This is a genomic window from Luteipulveratus mongoliensis, assembly GCF_001190945.1.
GTDB classification, from domain to species: Bacteria; Actinomycetota; Actinomycetes; order Actinomycetales; family Dermatophilaceae; genus Luteipulveratus; species Luteipulveratus mongoliensis.
This window is the reverse complement of sequence record NZ_CP011112.1, coordinates 3,285,997-3,310,687: the sequence shown is the minus strand read 5'-3', so window position 1 is coordinate 3,310,687 and position 24,691 is coordinate 3,285,997. Positions and strand designations below refer to the sequence as shown.

Genomic DNA, 24,691 nt, shown 5'->3' with positions numbered 1-24,691 from the left:
GGGCAGGTCGCACGTAGACTGACGAGAGTTGCACCAAACGTGAGCCCGAGGGCAAGCGTCCACGAGCTCGAGGGAGAGCAGAAGCATGGGAATCAAGGGCCTTTTCGACGGCTGGCACCTGGTGATCATGGTGCTGGTGGTTGTTGTCGTCTTCGGCTGGAAGCGGTTGCCCGACGCCGCTCGCAGCCTCGGCCGCTCCGCCCGCATCCTCAAGAGCGAGGTGGGCGAGATGAACAAGGAGAGCGAAGCCTCCCGTCAGACCGTGCAGGGCGAGGCAGCCCCGCAGCAGGGCGCGGCCCCGGCCGGCGGCACCGTCCCCGGCGAGGCTCCGGCTCCGCAGAACGCGGCTCCGCAGGACACCGCTGCGCCGCAGCCTCCCGCGCAGCCGCCTTACGACCCGACTCAGCCGCAGCAGCCGCAGTATCACCCGCCGCAGCAGGGTGGTCCGGGCACCGGTGGCCAGGCGTCCTGACGGAGACGTGACACCTGTACTTCGACTGAGCCTCCGGATTCGATAGATGGCGCTGCTCCGCAAGAACGCCAACCCCGAGGGACGCATGTCCCTGACGGACCACTTCCGTGAGTTCCGTAACCGCGCGCTGATCGCTGCCCTCGCGATCGCGGCCGGCTCAGTGGTGGGTTGGCTCGTCTACGACTGGTTGGTCGACTTCCTGACCCAGCCGCTGCAGGACCTCTCCAAAGAGCGCAACAGCGAGTTCGTCAAGCTCAACTACGCCGGCATCACTTCGGCCTTCACTCTGCACCTGAAGATTGCGATGTGGCTCGGCTTCATCGTCGGGAGCCCGGTCTGGCTGTGGCAGATCTGGGCCTTCCTGGTGCCCGGTCTGACCAAGAAGGAGAAGCGCGTCGCGCGCTACTTCGTGGCAGCTGCCGTTCCTCTCTTCCTGATCGGCTGCTACCTCGCGACGTGGGCGCTGCCGAAGGCTGTCGAAGTGCTCCTGGGGTTCACCCCCGACGACGCGGCCAACCTGCCTCCGGCGGGCGACTACTTCACGTTCTGCACCCGCTTCATCCTCGCGTTCGGTATCGCCTTCCTGCTGCCGGTCTTTCTCGTCGGTCTCAACTCGGCGCGCATCCTGCCGGGCCGCATCATGCTCAAGGGCTGGCGCATCGCCATCATCGCGATCTTCGTCTTCGCCGCGATGATGACCCCGACCCCGGACGCCTGGACGATGCTGGCTCTCGCGACACCGATGGTGGGCCTGTACTACCTCGCGTGCGCCTTCTCGATCTTCATGGACAAGCGTCGCGCAGGCCGTGGGCGGTCCGACTGGATGGACGTGCCTGACGACCAGGCGTCGCCGCTCTAAGTCGAGCCTCCGCGACGCGGTCAGGGCGACCGCTTAGTCTCGGTTTCATGCCCACCCCCGCTGAACGTCATGCCGCTGCGCGCGAGCGCCGGCGCTTCGACAGCAGCCACGTTGGTCGCTTCGCTGAGCAGTACACCTTCCCGCTGGACGACTTCCAGCTGCGCGGGTGCGCCGCGGTTCAGGACGGTCGTGGCGTGCTGGTCGCAGCACCGACCGGTTCGGGCAAGACCGTGGTCGGTGAGTTCGCCTGCTACCTCGCGCTGCACACGGGTCGCAAGACCTTCTACACAACGCCCATCAAGGCGCTGTCCAACCAGAAGTACACCGACCTGGCGGCCCGCCACGGAGCCGAGAACGTCGGCCTCCTGACCGGCGACTCCTCCATCAACGGTGAGGCACCGATCGTGGTCATGACCACGGAGGTGCTGCGCAACATGCTGTACGCCGGGTCCACCACCTTGCGCGACCTCGGCTTCGTGGTGATGGACGAGGTGCACTACCTCGCCGACCGCTTCCGCGGCGCGGTCTGGGAAGAGGTCATCATCCACCTCTCGGAGTCGGTGCAGGTGATCTCGCTGTCGGCGACGGTCAGCAACGCCGAGGAGTTCGGTGACTGGCTGCGCGAGGTGCGCGGCGACACCGAGGTGATCGTCGAGGAGCATCGTCCCGTCCCGTTGTGGCAGCACATGATGGTCGGCCGAGACCTGCTTGACCTCTTCGTCGAGGAAGCCGGTGCCACCGCACAGCGTGACCCAGATGCACCCGTCAAGGTGAATCCCGAGCTCCTGCAACGGATCTCGCGTCTGGAAACTCGCACGGACCGGCACGGTCGCCGCGAGGACGCCGGTGCACCACGTGGTCGTCGAGGTCGCCAGGTGCGAGGCCGGAACGACACACCAGCAGTCGCGCGGGGCGGGCGCCCGGCGCGGCCGGGCGGTGGCCCGAGCCGAGCCGAGGTCATCGACCGGCTCGACCGTGACGGTCTGCTGCCGGCCATCACCTTCATCTTCAGCCGCGCCGGCTGCGACGGGGCGGTCGCTCAGCTGCTCGCCTGGGGCACTGAGCTGATCCCGGAGAAGGAAGGCAACCGGATCCGCCGGCTGGTCGAGGAGCGTGTCTCGAGCCTGCCCGAGGAAGACCTCGGCGTACTCGGCTACTGGGACTTCGTCGAGGGCCTGAGCCGCGGATTCGCGGCGCACCACGCCGGCATGCTGCCGACCTTCCGCGAGATCGTCGAAGAGCTCTTCACGGCCGGCCGCATCCGTGCGGTCTTCGCCACCGAGACTCTGGCTCTGGGCATCAACATGCCCGCACGCACCGTGGTGCTCGAGCGGCTGGTCAAGTACAACGGCGAGGCGCACGTCGACATCACGCCGGCCGAGTTCACCCAGCTGACCGGGCGGGCCGGACGCCGCGGCATCGACATCGAGGGACACGCGGTCGTCCTGCACAACCGCGGACTCGACCCGCACGCCGTTGGCGGTCTTGCCTCGACCCGCACCTATCCGTTGCGGTCCAGCTTCGTGCCGACGTCCAACATGGCGGTCAACCTCGTCGCCCAGGTCGGTCGGGACCGGGCGCGTGAGGTCTTGGAGTCCTCGTTCGCCCAGTTCCAGGCCGACCGGGGCGTGGTGGGCACCGCTCGGGCGATCAAGCGCAACGAGGAGGCCCTGGAGGGCTACGCCGAGGCCATGCGCTGCCACCTGGGAGATTTCGCGGCGTACGCCGCTTTGCGCCGTGAGCTGGCCGACCTGGAGAAGCAGGCGCACAAGGCCAAGGCGAGCAGTCAGCGAGCCGCGGCAGCGCGGTCGCTCGAGGAGCTCAAAGAGGGGGATGTGATCCGCATCCCCGCCGGACGCCGCGCCGGCCTGGCGATCGTCATCAAGGGCAACAGCGGTGGCCGTCGCAGCGGGCCTGAGCCCACGGTGCTGACGTCGGAGGCGCAGGTGCGCCGACTGACCGAGACGGATGTGGATGGTCCGGTCACGCCGATGACCAGCCTCAAGATCCCCGCGAGCTTCAGCGACCGCAGCCCCAAGTCACGACGCGACCTGGCAGCGACCCTGCGCGCCAAGGTGCCGCACGACCCACCGCCCGCCCGTCAGGAACGCGAGCAGCGGGAGGCGCAGGACGAGGAGCAGGAGGCCAAGGTCGCGGACCTGCGACGTCGGCTGCGCGAGCATCCCTGCCATGACTGTCCCTACCGCGAGGACCACGCACGGTGGGCCGAGCGCTGGTGGCGGCTGCGACGCGAGACCGACGGCCTCGAGCGCCAGGTCGGCAACCGTACGCACACGGTCGCCCGCACCTTCGATCGGATCTGTGACCTGCTGAGCGAGCTCGGCTACCTCAGCCCAGACGGTCGTGAGGTGACCGAGCGGGGTCACGTGCTGCAGCGGATCTACACCGAGAAGGACCTGCTCGCGGCCGAGAGCCTGCGCACGGACGCCTGGCGTGGGCTCGACGCGGCATCGCTCGCAGCAGTGGTCAGCACCCTCGTGCACGAGCCTCGCCGTGAGCAGACCGACGTCTCCCCGCGGATGCCCAACGACGTCGTGCTGAGTGCGTGCGAGGACCTCGTACGCCTGTGGTCCGACCTCCAGGAACGCCAGCGTGCGCACCGGCTCACGCCCATGGGCGAACCCGATCCGGGCATCGCCTGGATGGTGCACCGCTGGGTCAGCGGGCAACGGTTGGAGTCGGTGCTGCGGGACAGTGATCTGTCCGCGGGCGACTTCGTCCGCCGGTGCAAGCAGCTGGCCGACCTGCTCGGTCAGGTGGCCGACGCCGCACCCAGTGACGCGGTCCGGCGTACAGCGAAGGAAGCCATCGACGGCGTCGTGCGCGGCGTGGTCGCCGCCGACAAGCTGGATTGACCGATTGACACCCTCGCGGCCTGCGCGCGCTGTGCCTCGTGACCTGGCACGATGACCGGCATGGCGTTCTCACCGAAGTTGCTCGCCCAGGGCGAGCGCGTGGTCATGGAGCTGCGCACCCACATCAAGAAGATGGTCGTGCCGCTCATCGTGCTGGTGCTCACGATCGTGGCGGCGCTGCTGCTCGCGTGGTGGGTCCGCTCGAACGACTGGATCGTCTACGTCATCGTGGCCGTGGCCGTACTGGCCATCGTGCTCTGGGTGGTCATCCCGTTCCTGCGCTGGCGGACCAGCATCTACGTCGTGACCAACCGGCGTCTCATCACCCGCGAAGGCATCGTCACTCGCACCGGTCGGGACATCCCGCTCTACCGCATCAACGACGTGACCTACGAGAAGGACCTGCTCGACCGTCTCCTCGGCTGCGGCACCCTGATCGTCTCTGACGCGACCGACAAGGCCGGCGTCAAGCTGTACGACGTACCCAAGGTCGAGAAGGTCCACGTCACCATGAACGAGCTGCTCTTCCAGCACGACGACGGCTCGGACGACGGCGAGTTCCCGCCGGGGGAGCCGCCGCGTGGGCCGGTCGCCCCGACCAATCCGTTCTAGCTGATCAGCTGCGCGGGGCTCCCAACGCCTCAACCAGCCGGCGTAGTGGCGTAGCAGCGTCGTAGTCCCGCGCGATCCGCTCGATGGCATCCACATCGACGGGCGCGATCGGCAGAGCCGTCGGCAGGTCGTCGGGCACGGCGACATCGAGCGCCACGTTGACGACCAACGGTGCGACGTCGAGGTAGTCCGACGCTGCCTCGAGGCGCTTGCGCTGCGCACCCTTGAGCTGCGGATCACCATCGGCGATGGCCTGACGAATGGCGGCGAGGCTGCCGTACTTGTTGATCAACGTCGCCGCGGTCTTCTCACCGATGCCCTGTACGCCGGGGAGTCCGTCACTGGTGTCACCGCGCAGCATCGACATCTCGGCGTACGACCGGCCGCCCGGGATGGCGTACTTGTTCAGCAGCCATGACTCGTCGACAAGGTCGGGGTCACGCACGCCGCCACGGGCGGTGTAGATGATCCGCACGCTCTGCTCGTCATCGACGAGCTGAAAGAGATCACGATCGCCGGTGACGACGTCGACGATGGACGTGCCGTGGGCACGATGCGCGAGGGTGCCGATCACATCGTCGGCCTCGTAGCCGTCCACACCGAGCCGGGTGATCCCGAACGCCGCGAGCAGGTCGCGAATCACCGGCACCTGCGGGGTGAGGTCGTCCGGCGACTCCTCCTGCGTCTCGGTGCCCTCGACGAGCCGGTGCGCCTTGTACGACGGAATCGCGTTCACCCTGAACTCGGGCCGCCAGTCGTTGTCCCAGCAGGCCACGAAGTCGGTGGGTCGGTACGTCGTGATCAGGGTCGCGATCATGTCGGCAAACCCGCGAATCGCGTTGTTGGGTGGGGAGTCCGGCGTCGGCCTGCGATCCGGGACGCCGAAGAAGGCGCGGAAGTACAGACTCGCCGAGTCCAGCAGCATCAGACGGCTTGGCATGCGGACATGCTGTCACCTTCTGGCGGCTGAAGCGGGCCGACGGTCGTACAGTGCCGTCATGGAAGCCCTGGACCGTCGAATCGTGCAGCTCCTGGCCGGTGACGGTCGGATGAGCTACACCGACCTCGGTCGGCGCACAGGGCTGTCCACCTCAGCCGCACACCAGCGCGTGCGACGGCTGGAGGAGCGCGGCGTGATCCAGGGCTATCGCGCGCTGGTCGACTACGACGAGGCCAATGTGCCGCTGACAGCGCTGATCTCGGTGACACCTTTCGACCCAGCGGCGCCCGACGACGTACCGGACCGGTTGCGCAGTATCACCGCCATCGACTCCTGCTTCTCGGTCGCGGGTGAGGAGAGCTACGTCCTCAAGGTGCGGGTGTCAGGGCCAGGGGCCCTGGAGGAGCTGCTGGCCGAGGTGCGCGCCGCCGCGGCCGTCACGACCCGTACGACCGTCGTGCTGAGCACGCCGTGGGAGGACCGCTCGCCGTTGAGCCACGACCTGGTGGACGACGCAGCCGCCGAGGGCGAGTCCGAGGCTGAGTAGCCAGCAGTGTCAACGCTTCTGGTGAGCGATGGCCACGACGGAGGCACGCGTGAGAGCCACCAGGTCGGTCGGGCTCAGCTCGACGTCCAGGCCACGACGGCCGGCGCTCACGAGGACAGTCGTATGCGTCAGCGCCGACTCCTCCACGAGCGTGAGCAGCGCACGACGTTGGCCCAACGGGCTGATGCCGCCTACGACGTAGCCGGACGATCGCTCGGCCGCCGCCGGATCTGCCATCGTCGCGCGCTTCGAATGGCAAGCAGCAGCAACGGCTTTCAGATCGAGCTGGCAGTCGACCGGAATCACGGCGACCACCAGGCCGTCGTCCGTCTGTGCGAGCAGCGTCTTGAGGACGCGATCTGTCGTGACTCCCAGGGCCTCGGCGGCTTCGAGACCGTACGACGTCGTCCGCGGGTCGTGCTCGTACGCCCGCACCTCGTGCGGCACATCCGCATCGAGGAGCGCCCGAATGGCAGGCGTGCCGGCGGCATCGCGACGGCGAGACATCAGCGGCCTGCCGAGGTTGGGGGAGTCACGTCGACCATCCTCGCCTACGGGCGGCTGAACTCGCTGTGCACACTGCTCCTATGAGCGGTCCTGACCCTGCGCGCGACGTGCTGACTCTCCTGCGCGGCGGCGTGATCACGGACGGCGGGGCGACGGCGACCTCGATGCTGGTTCGCGGCCCTGTCATCGAATGGATCGGCGACGATGCCACGGTGGACAGCGATGATGCTGCGGAAGTCATCGACCTCGAAGGTCGTTTAGTGACACCGCCATTCGTTGATGCGCATGTCCACACGAGTGACACCGGGAAGGCCCTCGGGGGAGTCGACCTCGGCTCCGCTCGGTCGGTGACGGAGGCGCTCGATCTCGTTGCCGCTGGTGCGCGGCGTCGTCCCGGCAGGCCGGTCTACGCCCACAGCTGGGACGAGACCAACTGGGCGGAGCAGCGAGCCATGACGGCGGAGGAGCTCGATCGGGCCGGCGATGGCGTCGAGGTCTACGCGACTCGTGTCGATGTGCACTCCGCGAGTGCGTCCATCTCGCTCATGGGTCGCGCACAGGCCTGGCACGCACCAGGTTCCGACGGGACCGGGCTGGTCGTACGGGACGCGCACCACCTCGTGCGGGATGCCCATCGAGCGGGCATCACCGCGGCAGACCGGAGCCACTTCATCGAGGTCGCTCTCCGCGCGGCGGCCCGCGCCGGCATCGGCTGTCTCCACGAGATGGGCGCGCCGGTGCTGACCAGCGAGGAGGACCTGCTAGACGTCCAAGCGGCCGCTGAGTCGCCGGAACTGCCTGATGTTGTTGCGTATTGGGGTCAGCTGGTCAGTGACGAGCACGAGGCAGCCGAGCTCGCGGCCCGGCTTTCAGTCAAGGGGCTGGCCGGCGATCTCAACGTCGATGGGTCCATCGGCTCCCGGACCGCGGCCGTACGAGAGCCGTACCTCGACGCCATCGACCTCCGCGGCTACACCTATCTCGCCGAGTCGGACGTTGCTGCCCACGTGGCCGCCTGCACTCGCGCGGGCCTCCAGGCCGGGTTCCACGTCATCGGTGACGCCGGGATGGACTGCCTCGTGGCAGGCTTGCGGATGGCCGAGGCCGACGTCGGCGCCGACCGAATGAGACTGGTACGACACAGGATTGAGCATGGAGAGCTGTGTCATCCCGAACACATCCGGGCTCTCGCCGAGCTCGGCGTGACCGCCAGCGTGCAGCCTGCGTTCGACTCGTTCTGGGGCGGGACCGAGGGCATGTACGCCGCCCGGCTGGGCCCCGAGCGATCTCTGGCGGCCAACCCGATCGCCGATCTGGTGGGCGCCGGGGTGGTCGTCGCTCTGGGGTCGGACAGCCCCGTCACACCGTTCGCTCCATGGGAAGCCATGCGTGGTTGCGTGCGACACCACAGCACGGTTCAGCGCATCGATGCTCGCACCGCTCTGGCTCTGCACACCGCGCAAGGGCACACCGCGGCCGGCCAGGACGACGGTGGGCGGTTCCGCCCTGGGAGCCCTGCGTCGTACGTCATCTGGGACTCGACCGAGGGCCTGCCACGTCTCGACGACGACGGCTCTGCGCCCCAGGCGGTGCGGACTGTCGTGCGGGGCCGGCCCCTGCTCGGAGCGTCCGGGTGAGACGGCACGGCGTGTTTTGTGCGACACGCCGTCACCGAGAAAAAGATTGCGATAGAACTGGATTCGCGACAACCCGCCTGACCTGCGACGACGCGTAAAAGGCCAGGTCAGTGGACTGTTGACACGGGGAATCGTGGGGGTATGTTCGCTTGCCTGGTTACCTCTCCAGAGGTCATCAACCAGACTACGGATGGGCCCCTCGCTCAGTAGACAACAGCGTGCCGAGCACGACTGGCCCCAACGGCGAGTGGGCCCATCTGTGTGCCCAGGTCGGTCCTCCGCAGCCTCGTCGCCTAACCTGTCGTGGTGCTGCGTCGGACTGCTCTCGCCGTGGCCTCAGGGCTGTGCCTCTTCCTCGCCCTTCCCACGATCAACCTCTGGCCGCTGGCGTTCGTCGGCGTGGCCGGTCTCGCCCTCGCAACGGTCGGAGTCTCCGCGCGCGCCGGCCTCGGACTCGGCATGCTCACCGGTCTCGGATGCTTCGCGCCGGCCCTGCACTGGAGCGGTGTCTACGTCGGCGCGGTGCCCTGGCTGGCACTCAGCATCACCGAGGCGGTCTACGTCGCCTTCCTCGGTCTGGCCTGTGCGGTGGTCCAGAGCCGCAGGGTTCGGCCGTGGGCGGTGGCCTGCCTGTGGGTCGCCCAGGAGTGGTTGCGGGGGAGTGTGCCGTTCGGCGGTTTCCCCTGGGCCCGTCTCGCCTTCTCCCAGGCCGACTCGACACTGATGCACCTGGCGTCCGTGGCCGGAGCACCCGGCATCACGTTCGTGGTGGCGCTCATCGGCGGCTGGCTGGCCATCGGTGTCGCCCGGGTGCACGGCTCCCGCCGGCAGCGTCCCGTGCCCGTACGTCAGCTCCTGGCCATCGCAGCGACCCTTCTGGTCGCCTGGGTGTGGCCGGTGGCGACAGGTGGTCGGGCGATCACCGTCGCGGGCATCCAGGGCAACGTCCCGCAGGCCGGGCTCGACTTCAACTCCCAGCGACGGGCGGTGCTGGACAACCACGTCCGGCTGACCCGACAGCTCGCAACCGACGTACGAGCCGGGCGGACCCCGCAGCCGGACATCGTCATCTGGCCGGAGAACTCCTCCGACATCGACCCGTTGCGCAATCCGGACGCCGCGAGTGAGATCACCGCGGCGGTCGCCGACATCCGAGCGCCGACGATGGTCGGGGCGGTGCTGCAGGAACCCTCGCCCAAGGTCTCCAACGCCACCCTGCTCTACGTGCCGGGTCGAGGTGTCATCGACCGCTACGTGAAGCAGCACCCCGTGCCGTTCGCCGAGTACATCCCGTACCGATCCTTCTTCCGCATCTTCAGCAAGAAGGTCGACCTGGTCACCAAGGACTTCGTGCAGGGCGACCGTGTCGGGCTGTTCTCGGTGCCGACGCGTGAGGGCACGGTCAAGGTGGGTCCGGTCATCTGCTTCGAGGTGGCCTACGACGGTCTGACTCGCGAGCCTGTCCAACGAGGCGCCCAGCTGCTGGCCGTCCAGACCAACAACGCGACGTTCGGCCGTACGGCGGAGTCCGAGCAGCAGCTGGCGATCTCACGCCTGCGCGCCATCGAGCACGGCCGTTCGGTCGTGCACATCTCGACGGTGGGCGTGAGCGGCCTCATCACCCCCGACGGTGTCGTGCACGACCGGTCGTCGCTCTTCACTCGCAAGGCTCTCGTCGGTCAGGTCCCGCTCCGCTCGGGGATGACTCTGGCTGATCGCTGGGGACAGGCTCCGGAGCTGATCGTGTGTGCTGTGGCCGCGCTGCTGCTCTTTCGAGCCGCGCGCCGCCGTCGCGACGATAAGGTGCGGGCTCGACCCGCTACGGCACCGCCGGCGGATCCCAACCTCCAGCCGCATCGTGAGAAGGATGTGCATGACCGCCTCTGAGGGACGCTCCGAGACTTCCGCTGCGTCCGCCCCCGACAGATCACCGCTGTCCCGGGTCCTCGTCCTCATCCCGACCTACAACGAGCGTGAGAACCTCCCGATCATCGTGCGACGGGTGCGGGCTGCCGTGCCACAGGCGGATGTCCTGGTCCTCGACGACGGCTCGCCCGACGGCACGGGCAAAGTCGCCGATGAGCTGGCCGGTGACGATCCTCAGATCAAGGTCATGCACCGGGCCGGCAAGGAGGGCCTCGGCGCCGCCTACCTCGCGGGCTTCGCCGAAGGTCTCGCGCAGGGTTACGACGCCCTCGTCGAGATGGATGCCGACGGCTCGCACCCTCCCGAGTCGTTGCCCGCCATGCTCGAGGCGGCAGCTGATGCCGACCTGGTGATCGGCTCGCGCTGGGTCCCCGGTGGCTCGGTCGTCAACTGGCCATGGCATCGCGAGGCCCTCAGCCGCGGCGGCAACCTCTACATCCGGGTGCTCCTGGGTATGCCTGTGAAGGACGCGACAGCGGGCTACCGCGTCTACCGTTCATCGGCCCTGCGAGAGATCGGTCTGGACGAGGTGGCTTCGGCCGGTTACTGCTTCCAGACCGACCTGACCTGGCGCACCACTCGCGCCGGCCTCACGGTCGTCGAGGTGCCGATCAGGTTCGTGGAGCGCGAGATCGGTGACTCCAAGATGGACCAGAACGTCGTCCGCGAGTCACTCACCCGCATCACGGGTTGGGGCGCGGAGTACCGCTGGCACCAGCTGCGTTCGCTGACCCGACGCCGCTGACGAGTGGCCGGGTCTCCAGTGGGCCCTCCACCGTGCTGACATACGGTGGACCTGTACGTCCGAGCCGGGCCACGAGGTCCGGCGGACGCGGGGTGTGAGGAGTCGATGATGGCCAACAGCGCCTCAGGGCCGCGGCGCCGTTCGGGGCTTGGCAGGTTGTTGCGCGCGGCGCCCCTGCTGGTCCTCCTGCTCGAAGTGCTCGTGCTGATCCTCGTCGCGCGCGCCATCGGCTGGTGGACCTTGCCGGCGCTGCTCGTGCTGTCGTTCATCGGCCTGATCGTGATCTCTCGGACCGGCCGCCGCTCGTGGCGCGAGATGCGCGACCTGGGACGAACCGGCAAGGCTCCGGAGCGCAGCGCCTCGGACGCGGTCATCAACGTGATCGGTGGAGTCCTGCTCCTGGTGCCGGGCTTCGTCACCGCTGTCATCGGACTCGTCCTGCTCATTCCCGCCAGCCACCGACCCGTGCGCCGTCTCGCATCGTTCCTCGCGGCCCGCGGTGTCTGGCAGGCAGCCGGCGTCCGCGTCTATGGCGGTGCCGGCCGCTCCTTCGGTGGCGGGGTCGTCCCGGGACAGGTGGTCCAGGACGATCAGACGCCGCCGACGCGCAGCCCTGGTCCGGCGCCATCGGATCCGTCCGAGCCCCGAGTCATCGAGGGCCGGATCGTGGACGAGGACTGAGCCACCCGGCGTACCGGACAGCACGAAGCCCCGCAGACCATGAGGTCGGCGGGGCTTCGTCGTCAGTGTCAGGCGGTGCGCTTGCGGCGCGGCTTCTCGCCACGCGAGGCGCGGAGGAGAGCGAGGCGCTCCTCGAGGAGCTCTTCGAGCTCGGGGATGGAGCGACGCTCCAGCAGCATGTCCCAGTGGGTACGCTGCGGCTTGGTGGGCTTGCGCTCCGGCTCAGGCCCATCGATCAGCTTGGCCTCCAGGCCGCACCGGCACTCCCAGAGGGACGGTACATCGGCCTCGACCGAGAACGGCAGCTCGCTGATGTGGCCTTCCGAGCAGGAGTAGCGGACGATCTGACGCTCGCTGAACGCAACACCATCGTCGGACTCCAGCGACAGCGTGCTGAGGTTCGTCCCTCGAAGTGAACGCTCTGCCATGGTCATCTCTCCCTACGTCTGCCGTGCCGCGAGCACTGCCTGTGCTGCGGCGGTCTAAGCGGTGCAACGGACAAGTTCCGGTTGATGTTCCACAAACCAGACAAAAGTTGTCCGCAACGACACCTGCGGAACGAGCCTCCCCGACCCGTCGGTGTGATAGACGCCTTACGACGCCCCCAGGTTGGCCAGTGTGACAGGTTTCACACCGGCGTGCTTGACCTGATCAGACGACGCGCGGGACCTGGTTGCCTGCGGCCCGAATTCCCTCACGGATGTCGCACTTGGACAGCAGATATCCGCCGAGTACGAAGAACACCATGAGGGCAACGATCGACAGTCGATAAGAGTGCGCGAACTGGTAGACGAGACCGAACAGCAATGTTCCGAACCAGCTCGTACCGCGCTCCATGGCCTGGTAAAGGCTGAAGAACTCCGACTCGCGACCGCGGGGGATGAGCTGGCTGTAGAGCGAGCGCGACAGAGCCTGCGTGCCGCCGAGCACGATGCCGATCGCCAGGCCGAGGGCGAGCCACAGCATGAAGGCTCGCTCCGGCAGGAAGAACGCCGCCAGGACGACGAGGACCCACAGGCCGAGTCCCCACAGGATGAGCTTCTTGGCGCCGTGCTCCCTGGCCAGCCGGCCGAAGAGCAGCGCGCCACCGAACGCCACGAACTGGACCAGCAGAATGGTCTGCACCAGCTGGCTGTCGGAGAACTTCAGCTGTTCCTTGCCATAAAGACTGGCGCTGCCGATAACCGTCTGGATGCCATCGTTGAAGAACAGGTACGCCAGCAAGAAGCTCAACGTCTGCGGATAGTGCTTCAGCTCGCGGAATGTCGTAGCCAGCTGGGTGATGCTGCCACGCACCACGCCGGCGGACCGCTCGACGGGTGTCGCGACGGTGCCGCGCAGGGAGGCCAGCCCGAGGACCGGAATGATCGCGAAGCCGGCCCACCACAACCCGGCGCTCAGCAGACTGATCCGGACCGACATGCCCTCCGAGATGCCCAACGTGTCGTGCAGGCTCAGCAGCACCAGGTTGAGCGCCAGCAGGATGCCACCGCCCAGGTAGCCGAACGCCCAGCCGCGGGACGAGACGCGGTCGCGGTCGTCGGGCGGCGCAATCCGGATCAGGAGCGCGTCGTAGACGATCATCGACGCGCCGAAGAAGACGTTGGCCAGGATGATCAGGACGACACCGAGCTGCCAGTTGGTCCCGCTGATGAAGAACATCATGCAGGCGGTCAGGGCACCCGCCCAGGAGAAGATCCCGAGCAGCCGCGTCGGGTGCTCCGACCGGTCGGCCACCGCTCCGATGAAGATGAGCACCACGGCCGAGATCAGCGTCGACACCGTGATGGTGAACGGCGCCAGCGACCCGGGCGCGATCCCCACGCCGAGCACATTGAGGTTGGTGTGGCAGGTCTGCCCGTCCTCGATCCCTGGGCACGCCGACTCCTTGGCCACCGCGGTCAGGTACGGCGAGATCAGCACCGCCGCGATGGTGGTGGCATATGCGGAGTTCGCCCAGTCGTACCAGTACCAACGGCGTTGGAGATGGTCCTGCTCGGACGGGGTCAGGGTCTGGGCGTACGCCAGCTCGGCCTCGGTCACGGACGAACTCTGGCACAGGTGGAGACGCGGTTCGGTCAGATGGTCACACCGGAGTACAACCGTCGGTTCGGGTCGTACGTCTGGCGCAGCTGAGCCATCCGCGCCAGGTTGACCCCGTAGTAGCGGGAGGCGGCCTGCCCGGTCTCGAGGTAGTTGACGTAGGCACCCGCGGACTGCGGGGCCATCATCGTGTGCGCCTGGTTGATCCAGGAGTAGGCGGACGTGTACGCACTGGACGAGGTGACGCCGACGTACCACTGGACAGACGCCGTGTGGTCCCGCCACGGGAATGCCGTTGCGGTTGCTGCCGGTTGGTTGACCGCGCCGTCCAGCGGATCGATCAGCGCCGAGCCCGTGCGGCCGGCACGAGAACGTGCGGACACTGCACCGAGGATCAGATTGGCGACCGTGCTCGACAGCGTCCAGATCACATCGGAGCCGCCAGCGAAGCCCTGGCGGGAGGACGTCGAACCGCCACCGACGTAGCGCACCGCATCCATGTAGCCGAGCTGGCGATAGCTGCTCGCCGTCGGTCGGACGCCGATCGCGCTGATGAGGCTGTCGGCAGCCGTGTGCTCGGCGCCGGCGTTGACGACGCCGAGGATGCGCACCGCGATGTTTCCGTTGCCGAGCGCATCCACGTGCACGTTGGACCAGCGCGAGTAGTAGGTGGCGCGGTTCCAGGTGTTCCAGCGGGTCAGGACTTGCGACGCGGCGCTGGAGGGGAAGGTCAGCGAGAAGATCCCCTTGGAGGACGTCGCGTGCGTGTTGAACGTCATCGCGGTCAGGAAGGCGATGTTGCCGCCGCCGCCACCTCGCATGGCCCAGAACAGGTCGGAGTTCTGGGTCGCCGACGCCGTGACCGACCGGCCGTCCGCGAGCACCAGGTTGACGCTGGTGAGCCGATCAGCGGTCAGGCCCCACTGCCGCGACTCGACGCCGAGGCCGCCACCCATCGTCAGTCCGGCGGCCCCCACCGTCGGGCAGGTGCCGGTCGGGATCGTACGTCCGTGTGCGGCGAGTGTGTTGTGGACCGTGTAGAGACCGGCGCCCGAAAAGACCTGTGCTGTCTGGTTGCTCGCGTTGTAGGTCACCCAGGCGTAGTGACGGGTGTCGAGCACCATCGTCCCGTTGGCCGCCGACGCACCGATGTAGGAGTGGCCGCCGCTACGGGCGGCAACTTTCAGGCCGTACCTCGTCGCGAAGGCCATCGACTTCTGGATGTCCCCCTGGCTGGCGACCTGCACGACGGCGGCCGGCGTGGACCCGTCGTAGCGGGTGCTGAACAACAGCTTGGTCGAGGCGTACTGCGACGAGCCCGGCAAGAACACCGACCCGTTCAGCGTGCGTGCGAAGGCGGTCCAGTCCGCCGTGGTCGGTGCTGCTGTGAGCCGTACGCCTGGTGCGGCGTACGACGAACGTGTCGCCAGGGCGGTGACTGCGCCAACCCCGACTGATCCCCCCAGAAGCGCTCTGCGCGTGATCGTGCTCATGCCTCTTGAGACGTCTGGCGGGCCTGCACGGTTGGCAAGACGCCCGTGGTGCGGGCCCTGACGGGTGTCGCTGGACAGTCGTACGGTCGGACGATGGAACAACGAGTGAACTTCATCACGTTGGCCGTGGCAGACCTCGTAGCAGCTCGTCGGTTCTATATCGAAGGGCTCGGCTGGTCGGCAGTCGCCGAGGAGCACGACGTGCTCTTTCTCCCCATCGCCCAGGGTGTCGTTCTGGCCCTGTGGGATCGCAAGAGCTTTGTCGCCGAGGTCGGTGAGCCATCTTCTGGACTAGCGCCAATCACGTTGGCGCACAACGTTTCTGGGCCGGACGAGGTCGACACGGTCCTCGCCGACGCGCGCGCTGCGGGCGCCACCGTGCATGCCGGCGAGCGACGCGAGTGGGGTGGCTACACCGGCTACTTCGTCGACCCGGACGGCTTCCGCTGGGAGATCGCGCACAACCCGTCGCCGCTCGGAGACGGCCTGGTGGAGGCCTCGCGCCGATGGCTGCGCGAGTCGCAGGGTTGACATCGATATATCGATGAGCGCATAGTATCGGTATATCGACGACATACCGTCGATGGTCGTTCGAGGCAACGGGCCTCACGACACAGCGCGGGTCGACCGCCGGCAGGGGGAGTGCCGCAGACGATCACCCGCTCCACGAAACGGAGATCAACCATGCACCGCAACTCACATGACAGCACCTTCCAGTCACCTCGCGAGCAGCACGGACGTGGACGTCCGGGTCGCGGCGGGGGTCATCGCGGAGGCGGCCCTCACCGGGGCCGTGGCCGCCGCGAGCAGTGGGGCGACCTCGGTCGCGGCCCTTTCGGCCCGGGTCGAGGCCCTGGCCGTGGCCGCCGCGGGGACGTCCGCAATGTCATCCTCGCGCTGCTCGTCGAGCAGCCGATGAACGGTTACCAGGTCATCAAGTCGGTCGCCGAGCGCACCGACGGGCTCTGGCGTCCGGGCCCCGGCTCGGTCTACCCGGCACTCGGCCTCCTCGAGGACGAGGGTCTGATCCAGCCGGAGGACTCCGACTCGGGCAGCCGCAAGGTCTTCGCTCTCACCGACGAGGGCAAGGCGTACGTCGAGGCGCACGCCGACGAGCTCGATGAGCCGTGGGACAAGGTCACCAGCCCGCACCAGGCGTTCGTCGACCTGCAGCGCGAGGTCGGCCAGCTCGGCGCGGCTGTGCAGCAGGTCGCGATCGGAGGCGACGAGCAGCAGATCGCTGCGGTTCGCAGCCTGCTGGTCGAGACTCGCAAGACGGTCTACCGGACCCTTGCCGGGGACTCGGGGACCACCGTCACCGACTGACACCTGACTATCCTGGGCACCCGCGGCATCCTGCCGCGGGTGCTCTGTCGTGGGAGGGGTGGCGTGGGGGAGGACAAACCGTCCCGCATCGGTGACCGGTTCGGTCCGTACGAGCTGCGCTCGTTGCTGGGCCGCGGCGGTATGGGCGAGGTCTATGCCGCCTATGACACGGTCAAGGACCGCACCGTCGCGCTCAAGCTGCTGCCCGTCGAGCTGGCCAGCGATCCGGACTACCAGGAGCGGTTCCGCCGCGAGGCGCGCACGGCGGCACGGCTGCAGGAGCCACACGTCATCCCGATCCATGACTTCGGTGAGATCGACGGTGTGCTCTACATCGACATGCGGCTGGTCAACGGTCGCGACCTGCGCTCGGTGCTGCGCGAGGAGCGCGTCCTGCGCCCCGGTCGCGCAGTCGCCATCGCAGGCCAGATCGCGGCCGCGCTCGACGCAGCACATGCGGACGGGTTGGTGCATCGCGACGTCAAGCCGGAGAACGTCCTGCTCACGGAGAGCGACTTCGCCTACCTCGCAGACTTCGGCATCGCCAGCCGCGAGAACGACAGCAAGCTCACCACGCACGGCAGCGCTATCGGCTCCTTCGCCTACATGGCACCCGAACGGTTCGATGATGCTCCGGTCTCCGGCCAGGCGGACGTCTACTCCCTGGGCTGTCTGCTCCACGAGTGCCTGACCGGGTCGACGCCCTATCCGTCACGGACGGTCAGCGCCCAGATCAAGGCGCATCTCTACCAGCCACCGCCGCTGGTCAGCTCTGTCGTCCCCCAGGTGCCACCGGGGCTCGACCACGTGCTGCTGCGTGCGCTCGCCAAGAACCCTGCCGAGCGCCAGCGCACGGCCGGCGAGCTCGCCGCTGCGGCCAAGGCTGCCCTGTCCGGCGCCCAGGCCACCGAGGCCAACACCGTTATCGCGCAGGCCGGTGCCGGCGCACCGTCCCCGCATCACACGGCGCCCATCCCGCGACGCGACCTGACACCGCACCCGACCGGTCGGCCGCCGGGGCAGGCCGGGCAGTCGTACGCCGCGGGTCCACCGCCGTACGATCCACGCCAGCCGGCCGCGCACCCCGTGCCGATGGTCACGCAGGCCCCTCGTCGCGACCAGGAGCGGCGCAGCCCGGTGATCCCCATCCTGCTGACCGTGCTGGTGGTCGCCGTGCTCGGTGTCGTGGGTCTGATCGTGCGCTCGACGTTCACCGGTGACGACAAGCAGGCGGACAACCCTGGCGCGAGCGTGTCGCTGACCGATGCGGCGCCGGCGCCGACCGCCACGAGCACCGCCGCGCCCACCACGGCCACGCCATCGATCCCTGGTCCGGCCGGCCCTCCGGTCGACCCGCCGTCCAGCGCCACGTCTTCGAGCTCGGCTGCACCGACGACGGCGAGCCCGACCACGGGTCCGGGCCTGTCGGGTCCGGGCTACGACTACCAGGGTTGGGTCTCGACGCCCACCGCGCGCTGCAACTACATCGATCCGGCGATGATGGTGGCCAGCTCGAAGTCGACCAAGATCGTCATCTGTCGCACGGAGACCGGCGCCTACTACTACCGCGGCCACTCGACCAAGTCGGGGCAGGCGATCGAGATCGCCAATCCGGTCAAGGTGTCGGGCGGCTGGCGGGTCGACAACAAGGGCGTCACCTACGACATCTCCTCGGCCGAGCTGTGGATCCATCGGGGCACGACCTCGCTGCTGCGCGAGCCGATGACGGCGTACGACGAGGGCTGACGCGCGGGCACCTAACCGCCGAGGACGGCGCCCCCGTTGAGGTGCAGGACCTGCCCCGTGACGTGATGTCCCTCGGCTGAGAGCAAGTACGCCGCAAGTCCGGCCACCTCGTCCGGCCTCGCCGGTCGTCGGTCGAAGGTCTCGCCGACCAGACGGTCATGACGGTCCGTGGTCATCTTGTCGCCGAAGAACTCGGTACCGGCCACATACCCGGGCGCAATGACGTTGGCATTGATGCCGCGTTGGCCGAGATCGCGTGCCAGGTCGCGGATCCAGGGCACGAGTGCCGCCTTCGCCGCTCCATAGCTGCCGCCACCGCGAGTGCCGGCGATCGAGCCGATGGCGATGATCGACGCGTCGTCGGCCAGCTGGTCGCGCAGCGCCTCCGTGATCAGGACCGAGGTCATGATGTTCACCTCCAGCTGACGCAGCCAGGCATCTCGGACCGCGGTAAGGCCCAGCCCATCGACGGCCGACGCGACACCTCCCGCGGCCAGTACGAGGCCCGACACTGCGCGCCCGTCGAGCGTGGCGGCGAGTGCCTCCACCGCGACGGGATCGGCGAGGTCGCACGGGACGGACATGGGGGAGGGGCCACCGCGGGTCAGGCCGGCAACCTCGTCCGCGACGCGATCAAGCGCCTCGGGGCGGCGGCCCACGAGCACGAGCTGGTCGTCGCGGTCGGCCAGGCGGATCGCAGTGCTCCGACCGATGCCTGATCCGGCGCCCGTGATGATCAGGGCTGGGGGAGTGGAGGGACTCATGACTTAACTATAGCGCTAAAGCATTGACCGGGGGCCGCGGCGACGGCCCCCGGTCAGCTGCCAGACCTAGTGCCAGTGTGGCCAGGTCGGGACCTTGATCACGGCACCTCCGGGAGGCGCCGGGTTCTCCGGATCCGCGCCGATCAGCACACCCGTGGTGGCGTAGACCGCCTTGGGCGTCCACTCGACGGCGCCTGGAAGAACCGTGTTGAGGAACGTGCGGTTGGTGTGAGAACCCTTGGCAATCAAGGTGATTCGGTTGCCGAAGAGCTCCGTGACATAGACGTCTCCTCGTGGTGTGACGGCCAGGTTGGTCGCGCCGAGGAGGTTCTTGCCGATCTGCACGACGTGACCCGTGCGGGGGTTGATCTTGTAGACCGCTCCGCGGGCGCCGAGGCTCGCGTCCTCGGGTCCGCCCGGCAGGCTGGTGACGTAGAGCCAGCCGCCGGGGCCGACCTCGACGTCGGTCGGCACGCCCTCGAAGTGGTAGGTCTTGCCCACCGCGCACGTGGGGATACCCGCCCCAGCTGCCGCCTCGGCGGTGATCACCGAGGGTCGAGTAGGCAGTACGGCGACGGTCCGTACGTGTCCTCGACCGTCGATGCTGAGCACGCTGTTGCCGGCGGCGTCGGCGACGTACGTCGTACTTCCCCAGGTGGCCGTGGCGTAGGGATGTGACTCCACGATGCCGGTGTACGACGCGGGCACCTGCTCGGGGAACTGCGCCGCGCAGGACGGTGCGAGACCGCGGATGCCGTAGTGCGTGCGGCCATCGGGGTTCTTACGAGCCTCGTACGCCCCGACATCCGCCAGCGTCGAGACGTGACCCCACTTGTCGCGTTGCTTGACGGTCTGCGTGGCGCCGGTCACCGCGAAGACCTGCGACGAGCCGCGTACGGACACGCCTCCGACCTCGGCGCCTCCCGCAGAGGTGTAGAGCGTGGTGCGCGCACCGTGCGGGCCGAGTCGGAGCAGCTGGCCGGCGAAGTTCTGCGTGGTGTAGACCGTGCCGTGCGAGTCGACGGCAAGGCTGAGCGGTGTGAGCAAGCCGCTGGCGACAGTGACGGGCTTGGGTGGCGGCTTCGGCCGGCTGCGAGCCTCGGCCGACGGGGCGCCCATAGTGGCGACGAGTGCTGAGGCAAGAGCGAGCCCCGTGACGGTGGTGCGGACTGGACGCATGATGACTTCCTGTCGGGTGCCGAGGCTGCCCACGGGGAAGAGCGTCCTCAGCGAGGGTGGCTGGAGAGCTGATGGGGTGGCGCACGTGCGTCGCACCCGGACGGACGGCAAAGCCGTTCTCTTGCCGCAGGGGAGCGACGACTTCCCCTGGGCGACTCATGCTGCCCCCGGCTCAAGCAGGGCGGTGGTGAATTGTGCATTCCGCCGGCATTGTGATTTATCGCTAAAGTAATGAGCGTGGCGCGAGATGACAGCCGAAGTGATCACACCGAGGAGATCCTCTCCGCGTGGTCCCGGGAGCGACCCGATGTCGATGTGTCCTCGATCAGCATCATCACGCCCCTGTGGCGGCTCGGTCGGGCGGTCGTGCTCAACCGGGAACGGACCCTGGCTGCGTTCGACCTCGATCATTCGGGCCTGGACGTCCTGGCCACACTTCGGCGCAGCGGCGCTCCTTATCGACTGACCTCGACCGAGCTGTCGCTCCGCTGCGAGGTGACGCTCGGCGCGACGACGCAGCGCGTGGCGCGACTCGAGGCGCGCGGACTCATCGAGCGGATCCGCGAGGAGCCCGACCGTCGTACGGTCTTCGTCCGGCTGACCATGGAAGGTCAAGAGCTGCTGGACGAGGTCTTCGGCGAGGTCATGCGCAGCGACGAGACGATGCTCGATGGTCTGTCCGACAACGACCGGGCCACGTTGTCCCGTCTCCTGCGCCGATGGGAGCGCGCAGTCGTGCGCTGAGAGCGACCGACCGCTAGGTGAAGATCACCGACAGGATCATCACGAACGAGAAGCCGACCACGGAGATCACGGTCTCCATCAACGACCACGAGCGGATCGTCTGCCCGACGGTCAGACCGAAGTACTCCTTCACCAGCCAGAACCCGGCGTCATTGACGTGGCTGAAGAACAGCGAGCCGCACCCGATCGCGAGCACGAGCAGTGAGACGTGCGAGGTGCTCAACGTCTCGGCGAGCCCACCGACGATGCCAGCCGCGGTGACCGTTGCGACGGTCGCCGAGCCGGTCGCGAGACGAATGCCCACGGCGACCAGCCAGCCGAGCAGGAGTACGGAGACGTTGGAGTCCTTCGCCCAATCCGCAATGACCCCACCGACTCCCGCGTCGACGAGGAGCTGTTTGAAGCCGCCGCCGGCCGCCACGATGAGCATGATGCCCGCGATCGCAGGCAGCGCCCGACCGAGTGAGTCGCTGGTCTGTGTGCGTGACATCCCCGTGCCGAGACCGAGCACGAAGTAGGCGACGACGACCGCGATGAGCAGGGCGACCGAAGGCGTACCGAGCACGTCCAGCACCTTGCGCACCGTGCTGTCCTCATCCATGAACAGGTTCACGATGGCCGCGGGCAGCATCAGGATCACTGGGAGGAGTACGACGACCACGGCTTGCGCGAAAGCCGGCATCCTCCGTCCGGGCGGCAGGTCACTGCCTTGCGTCACCTGGGTCGGCGCTCCCGACGTGCCGTCCTCGTCGACGTGCGTCTGCGCGGTGATCGGCACGAAGCGCTCGATGAACCTGCCGAGCAAGGGGCCCGCGATCACCAGGGTCGGCGCCGCCACCAGGAGCCCGAACATCAGCGTGCGCCCCTGATCGGCGTGCAACGCCGCGATCGCGGTCTCGGGTCCGGGGTGTGGTGGCACCAGGCCGTGCAGGATTGAGAGCCCGGCCAGTGCAGGGATGCCGATTCGCATCAGCGGCTGCTCGGTACGTCGCGCGACGAGGATGACGATCGGCACGAGGATCACCACACCGATCTCGAAGAACATCGGCAGCCCGATGATCGCGGCGATCAAGGCCATGCCCCAGGGCAGCGCGTGCCCGGTGAACTTGTCGGTGATGGTGGCGACAACGCGATCGGCGCCTCCGGAGTCCGCGAGGATCTGCCCGAGCATGGCGCCAAGGGCAATCAGCAGACCGACGGCGCCCGATGTGCTGCCGAAGCCGTCCGTGAAGCTGGAGATCGCGTCCTCGCCCGGCACCCAGGCCACCAGCGCAAGCGCGGCCGAGCCCAGGATCAACGAGACGAACGGGTGCAGCTTGACGACGGTGATCAGCAGGACGACCACGGCGATCCCGGCGAGCGCCGCCAGGAGGAGCTGGGTGTTGCCGGCGTGACTGATCGGCGGGTCCGCAGTGGCAAGAGCGAGGCGCATGACGCCACCGTAGAACCGTGGGCGACCTCCGGTGCGGGAGGCGAGTCGGTGGTCCGGACTACGTTCCCAGCATGGCTCACGACTCCGACCTCGCGACCGATCTGCAGCGCTATCTCCAGCAGTCCCGGGAGTCCTTGCTCGGCACCCTGGACGGGCTGAGTGAGTACGACGTCCGTCGACCGCTCACGCCCAGCGGCACCAACCTGCTCGGCCTGATCAAGCACCTGACAGGACTGGAGGCCGGATATCTCGGTGAGTGCGTGGGCCGCCCGGTGCCCGGGGTCCCGCCGTGGGACGAGGACGAGTCGATCTGGCAGAACGGGGATATGTGGGCAAAAGTGGATGAGTCACGCGACACGCTGATCCGGGCCTACCGCACGACCTGGGTCCACGCAGATGCCGTGATCAATGAGCTCCCACTCAGCACCCCGGCTGAAGTGGAGTGGTGGCCAGAAGACCGGAGGCGTACGACGCTCGGTCACCTTCTTGTCCGCATGGTGGCCGAGACCGCGCAGCATGCGGGTCATGCGGACATCTTGCGTGAAGGTATCGACGGACGGACAGGCTCGGGGCACGACCAGATGGGCGACAAGGCATGGTGGACGAGCTACGTCGCGGGTATCCAAGAGGCGGCGGAAGCCTACCGCTGATCATTCTTGGGGCAGAAGTACATGTGGGTCGGGCCTTTCCACGGCCACGTTCACGGGGAACAGCAATGGGCGGCGCCACGGGGGAGGACCCCGCGACGCCGCCAGACACTGCTAGTGCTGCTGTGACTCCGTGATCAGCGCACGCCGGACTCGGAAACTCCGAGCTCGACAACGCTGTTCGTCGGCAGGTTGCCGAGGAGCTTCTCCAGAACGATGTAAACCATCGTCACGCGGATTCCGGTGGCGGTCTTCTCCACCTTGTGGAACGTGACCGAACCCAGCCCCGGAACGCGAACCTTCGTGTTCGGAGCCACCGCGCCGGTGATGGCCGGCAGGCCGGCAACCTTCACGCTCAGGAACTTCGAGGTGTCGGTGGTGACGACCGGAGACATCGGGGCCAGACGGCTGGCTGACGTCTCCGCCTTGATGCCAGTCGCCTTCACGAGACCGCCCAGGACGGACGCGCTCGCGATGGTGCTGTTGACGTCGGTCTTGGTCGACGGAACCGTCGTGCTCTTGGTGTCGACCGTGGTGACACCCGCGGACACGAGGCCCGGGACGCTGCCGTCTGCGGTGCTGTTGTGTGCGGCGCCACCTGCGCAAGGCACCGACATGTAAGCGTGCGGACCCGACTTGACCGTGCCATTGAGCAGCGTGGCCTTGAGCGCGTAACCGTTGCCCGTCGCAAAGCCGGCCGGCACCGCGTTGAGCGCAGCCGACGACTGACCGACGACAATCTCCGCGCCGATGGGCAGGCCCAGCGTGTTCTTCGCGTTGACGGTCACGTGCAGCGCACGGGTGTAGGCGCGGACGAGGCCGTTGACCGTCGTCTTGCCCTGCTCGTTGATGACGACCTTGGCCAGCGGCTTGCCGCCGACGTTGAGGGCCAGCGTCGTGTTGGGGCTGACGTCGGCACCCACTGTCCGGCCACCGATCGTGAGGCCGACGAGCGTCATCGAGTTCGTGCCGGACGCCGCACCAGCGAGCGAGACCGTGGAGCTGGCCTTGGTGCTGAGTGCCTTAGCGGTCACTGCGCCCTTGAGCAGGTTGATCGCACCGACGGTCGAGGTGGCCTCGGCCGTGCGGCCGCGGGCGTCACTGATGCTCTTGGAAGTCGTGGAGACAGCCCCACCGGTGAGCACACCGGGGAGGTTGAGCGACGCCACGCTGTTCTTACGCGTGAGGCCCGCGAGTGATGTGCAGCTGACGCCGGAGTACGACGTCGGCCCTGAACGCAGGTTCGCCACAGTGGTCGAAACCTGGGTGCCAAAGGCACCTGCTGTAAAGCCCGTCTGCGTGAACGGTGCTACAGCGGTCGGAGTGGCAGCGTCGGCCGTCGCAGCCGGTCCTGCGAATCCGGCCACCAGAACAGAAGCGGCCAGTCCGACTTGCAATCTCTTCATAGGTGATTCCCCTCATATGAGGCCCGCGCCCCGACAGGCCAGAAAGAGCGAGCCAGGATTGGCTCGTGGCGATGATGCTAGTGGGGCGAAATGGGTTGTAGAGCATTGC

The 24,691-nt window shown here is 67.9% G+C and carries 24 protein-coding genes; 15 read left to right on the top strand and 9 right to left on the bottom strand.

Annotation, left to right across the window (positions count from 1 at the left end; translation table 11 throughout):
* The first annotated feature begins 85 nt into the window (after positions 1-85).
* The 4 genes from tatA to VV02_RS15745 are packed head-to-tail and all read left to right on the top strand — an operon-like array spanning position 86 to position 4,819.
* Positions 86-472 carry a Sec-independent protein translocase subunit TatA gene (gene tatA, locus VV02_RS15760; RefSeq protein ID WP_052592964.1) on the top strand — a complete coding sequence of 129 codons (387 nt, stop codon included), beginning with the start codon at positions 86-88 and terminating at the stop codon, positions 470-472.
* A gap of 46 nt (positions 473-518) precedes the next feature.
* Positions 519-1,331, top strand: a complete 813-nt coding sequence (gene tatC, locus VV02_RS15755) for a twin-arginine translocase subunit TatC (RefSeq protein ID WP_245633102.1) — start codon at positions 519-521, stop codon at positions 1,329-1,331.
* Between the two features lie 47 nt (positions 1,332-1,378).
* Complete coding sequence (locus VV02_RS15750; protein WP_052592962.1) at positions 1,379-4,207, top strand: DEAD/DEAH box helicase; 2,829 nt, start codon at positions 1,379-1,381, stop codon at positions 4,205-4,207.
* A gap of 60 nt (positions 4,208-4,267) precedes the next feature.
* The gene (locus VV02_RS15745; protein ID WP_052597095.1) at positions 4,268-4,819 is read left to right on the top strand and encodes a PH domain-containing protein; all 552 of its coding nucleotides are present in this window, start codon (positions 4,268-4,270) and stop codon (positions 4,817-4,819) included.
* A gap of 4 nt (positions 4,820-4,823) precedes the next feature.
* Here the strand turns inward: VV02_RS15745 and VV02_RS15740 are convergent, their stop codons facing one another.
* On the bottom strand, positions 4,824-5,759 hold the full coding sequence (locus VV02_RS15740; protein WP_052592960.1) for a 5'-3' exonuclease: 936 nt from the start codon (positions 5,757-5,759) through the stop codon (positions 4,824-4,826).
* A 58-nt stretch (positions 5,760-5,817) separates the two neighbouring features.
* Between VV02_RS15740 and VV02_RS15735 the strand changes: the two genes are divergently transcribed.
* Positions 5,818-6,306: an Lrp/AsnC family transcriptional regulator gene (locus VV02_RS15735; protein ID WP_052592957.1), complete on the top strand. Its 489-nt coding sequence runs from the start codon at positions 5,818-5,820 to the stop codon at positions 6,304-6,306.
* Between the two features lie 9 nt (positions 6,307-6,315).
* Here VV02_RS15735 and ybaK read toward each other — a convergent pair whose 3' ends face one another.
* Positions 6,316-6,813, bottom strand: a complete 498-nt coding sequence (gene ybaK, locus VV02_RS15730) for a Cys-tRNA(Pro) deacylase (RefSeq protein WP_052592955.1) — start codon at positions 6,811-6,813, stop codon at positions 6,316-6,318.
* An 80-nt stretch (positions 6,814-6,893) separates the two neighbouring features.
* Here ybaK and VV02_RS15725 point away from each other — a divergent pair, with 80 nt between their 5' ends.
* The 4 genes from VV02_RS15725 to VV02_RS15710 all read left to right on the top strand — a co-directional run bounded on the left by VV02_RS15725 (position 6,894) and on the right by VV02_RS15710 (position 11,802).
* The gene (locus tag VV02_RS15725; RefSeq protein ID WP_052592953.1) at positions 6,894-8,450 is read left to right on the top strand and encodes an amidohydrolase; all 1,557 of its coding nucleotides are present in this window, start codon (positions 6,894-6,896) and stop codon (positions 8,448-8,450) included.
* A gap of 306 nt (positions 8,451-8,756) precedes the next feature.
* Positions 8,757-10,337 (top strand): apolipoprotein N-acyltransferase, encoded by a 1,581-nt coding sequence (lnt, locus tag VV02_RS15720; RefSeq protein WP_052597093.1) that lies wholly within the window; start codon positions 8,757-8,759, stop codon positions 10,335-10,337.
* Positions 10,324-11,121 carry a polyprenol monophosphomannose synthase gene (locus VV02_RS15715; protein ID WP_052592951.1) on the top strand — a complete coding sequence of 266 codons (798 nt, stop codon included), beginning with the start codon at positions 10,324-10,326 and terminating at the stop codon, positions 11,119-11,121. The genes lnt and VV02_RS15715 overlap by 14 nt, the downstream gene beginning before the upstream one ends.
* A 108-nt stretch (positions 11,122-11,229) precedes the next feature.
* Positions 11,230-11,802, top strand: a complete 573-nt coding sequence (locus VV02_RS15710) for an FxsA family protein (RefSeq protein ID WP_052592949.1) — start codon at positions 11,230-11,232, stop codon at positions 11,800-11,802.
* Between the two features lie 68 nt (positions 11,803-11,870).
* On the opposite strand, the gene VV02_RS15705 is transcribed toward VV02_RS15710, so the two are convergent.
* The 3 genes from VV02_RS15705 to VV02_RS15695 all read right to left on the bottom strand — a co-directional run bounded on the left by VV02_RS15705 (position 11,871) and on the right by VV02_RS15695 (position 15,338).
* On the bottom strand, positions 11,871-12,230 hold the full coding sequence (locus tag VV02_RS15705) for an RNA polymerase-binding protein RbpA (protein ID WP_052597091.1): 360 nt from the start codon (positions 12,228-12,230) through the stop codon (positions 11,871-11,873).
* Between the two features lie 223 nt (positions 12,231-12,453).
* Positions 12,454-13,845, bottom strand: coding sequence for an MFS transporter (locus VV02_RS15700; protein ID WP_083450210.1), 1,392 nt, complete (start codon positions 13,843-13,845; stop codon positions 12,454-12,456).
* 35 nt (positions 13,846-13,880) lie between these two features.
* A complete protein-coding gene (locus VV02_RS15695) occupies positions 13,881-15,338 on the bottom strand; it encodes an FAD-binding oxidoreductase (protein WP_052592947.1) in 1,458 nt (485 codons plus the stop codon).
* 93 nt (positions 15,339-15,431) lie between these two features.
* Here VV02_RS15695 and VV02_RS15690 point away from each other — a divergent pair, with 93 nt between their 5' ends.
* The 4 genes from VV02_RS15690 (at position 15,432) to VV02_RS15675 (ending at position 18,410) form a co-directional block, all read left to right on the top strand.
* On the top strand, positions 15,432-15,869 hold the full coding sequence (locus tag VV02_RS15690) for a VOC family protein (RefSeq protein ID WP_052597087.1): 438 nt from the start codon (positions 15,432-15,434) through the stop codon (positions 15,867-15,869).
* A gap of 169 nt (positions 15,870-16,038) precedes the next feature.
* The gene (locus VV02_RS27175; RefSeq protein ID WP_245633101.1) at positions 16,039-16,257 is read left to right on the top strand and encodes a hypothetical protein; all 219 of its coding nucleotides are present in this window, start codon (positions 16,039-16,041) and stop codon (positions 16,255-16,257) included.
* The gene (locus tag VV02_RS27170; protein ID WP_052592943.1) at positions 16,254-16,664 is read left to right on the top strand and encodes a PadR family transcriptional regulator; all 411 of its coding nucleotides are present in this window, start codon (positions 16,254-16,256) and stop codon (positions 16,662-16,664) included. Before VV02_RS27175 ends, VV02_RS27170 begins: the two co-directional genes overlap by 4 nt.
* 63 nt (positions 16,665-16,727) lie before the next feature.
* Positions 16,728-18,410, top strand: coding sequence for a serine/threonine-protein kinase (locus tag VV02_RS15675; protein WP_052592941.1), 1,683 nt, complete (start codon positions 16,728-16,730; stop codon positions 18,408-18,410).
* An 11-nt stretch (positions 18,411-18,421) separates the two neighbouring features.
* Here the strand turns inward: VV02_RS15675 and VV02_RS15670 are convergent, their stop codons facing one another.
* Positions 18,422-19,174 (bottom strand): SDR family oxidoreductase, encoded by a 753-nt coding sequence (locus VV02_RS15670; protein WP_052592939.1) that lies wholly within the window; start codon positions 19,172-19,174, stop codon positions 18,422-18,424.
* A 66-nt stretch (positions 19,175-19,240) separates the two neighbouring features.
* A complete protein-coding gene (locus tag VV02_RS15665) occupies positions 19,241-20,353 on the bottom strand; it encodes a ScyD/ScyE family protein (RefSeq protein ID WP_157063424.1) in 1,113 nt (370 codons plus the stop codon).
* A gap of 237 nt (positions 20,354-20,590) precedes the next feature.
* Here VV02_RS15665 and VV02_RS15660 point away from each other — a divergent pair, with 237 nt between their 5' ends.
* The gene (locus VV02_RS15660; RefSeq protein WP_052592935.1) at positions 20,591-21,097 is read left to right on the top strand and encodes a MarR family winged helix-turn-helix transcriptional regulator; all 507 of its coding nucleotides are present in this window, start codon (positions 20,591-20,593) and stop codon (positions 21,095-21,097) included.
* Between the two features lie 13 nt (positions 21,098-21,110).
* Here the strand turns inward: VV02_RS15660 and VV02_RS15655 are convergent, their stop codons facing one another.
* Positions 21,111-22,529 carry a GntP family permease gene (locus VV02_RS15655; RefSeq protein WP_052592933.1) on the bottom strand — a complete coding sequence of 473 codons (1,419 nt, stop codon included), beginning with the start codon at positions 22,527-22,529 and terminating at the stop codon, positions 21,111-21,113.
* Between the two features lie 71 nt (positions 22,530-22,600).
* On the opposite strand from VV02_RS15655, the gene VV02_RS15650 reads away from it, so the two are divergent.
* Positions 22,601-23,179, top strand: coding sequence for a DinB family protein (locus VV02_RS15650; protein ID WP_052592931.1), 579 nt, complete (start codon positions 22,601-22,603; stop codon positions 23,177-23,179).
* A gap of 134 nt (positions 23,180-23,313) precedes the next feature.
* Here VV02_RS15650 and VV02_RS15645 read toward each other — a convergent pair whose 3' ends face one another.
* The gene (locus VV02_RS15645; RefSeq protein ID WP_157063423.1) at positions 23,314-24,582 is read right to left on the bottom strand and encodes a choice-of-anchor P family protein; all 1,269 of its coding nucleotides are present in this window, start codon (positions 24,580-24,582) and stop codon (positions 23,314-23,316) included.
* Positions 24,583-24,691 lie beyond the last annotated feature (109 nt).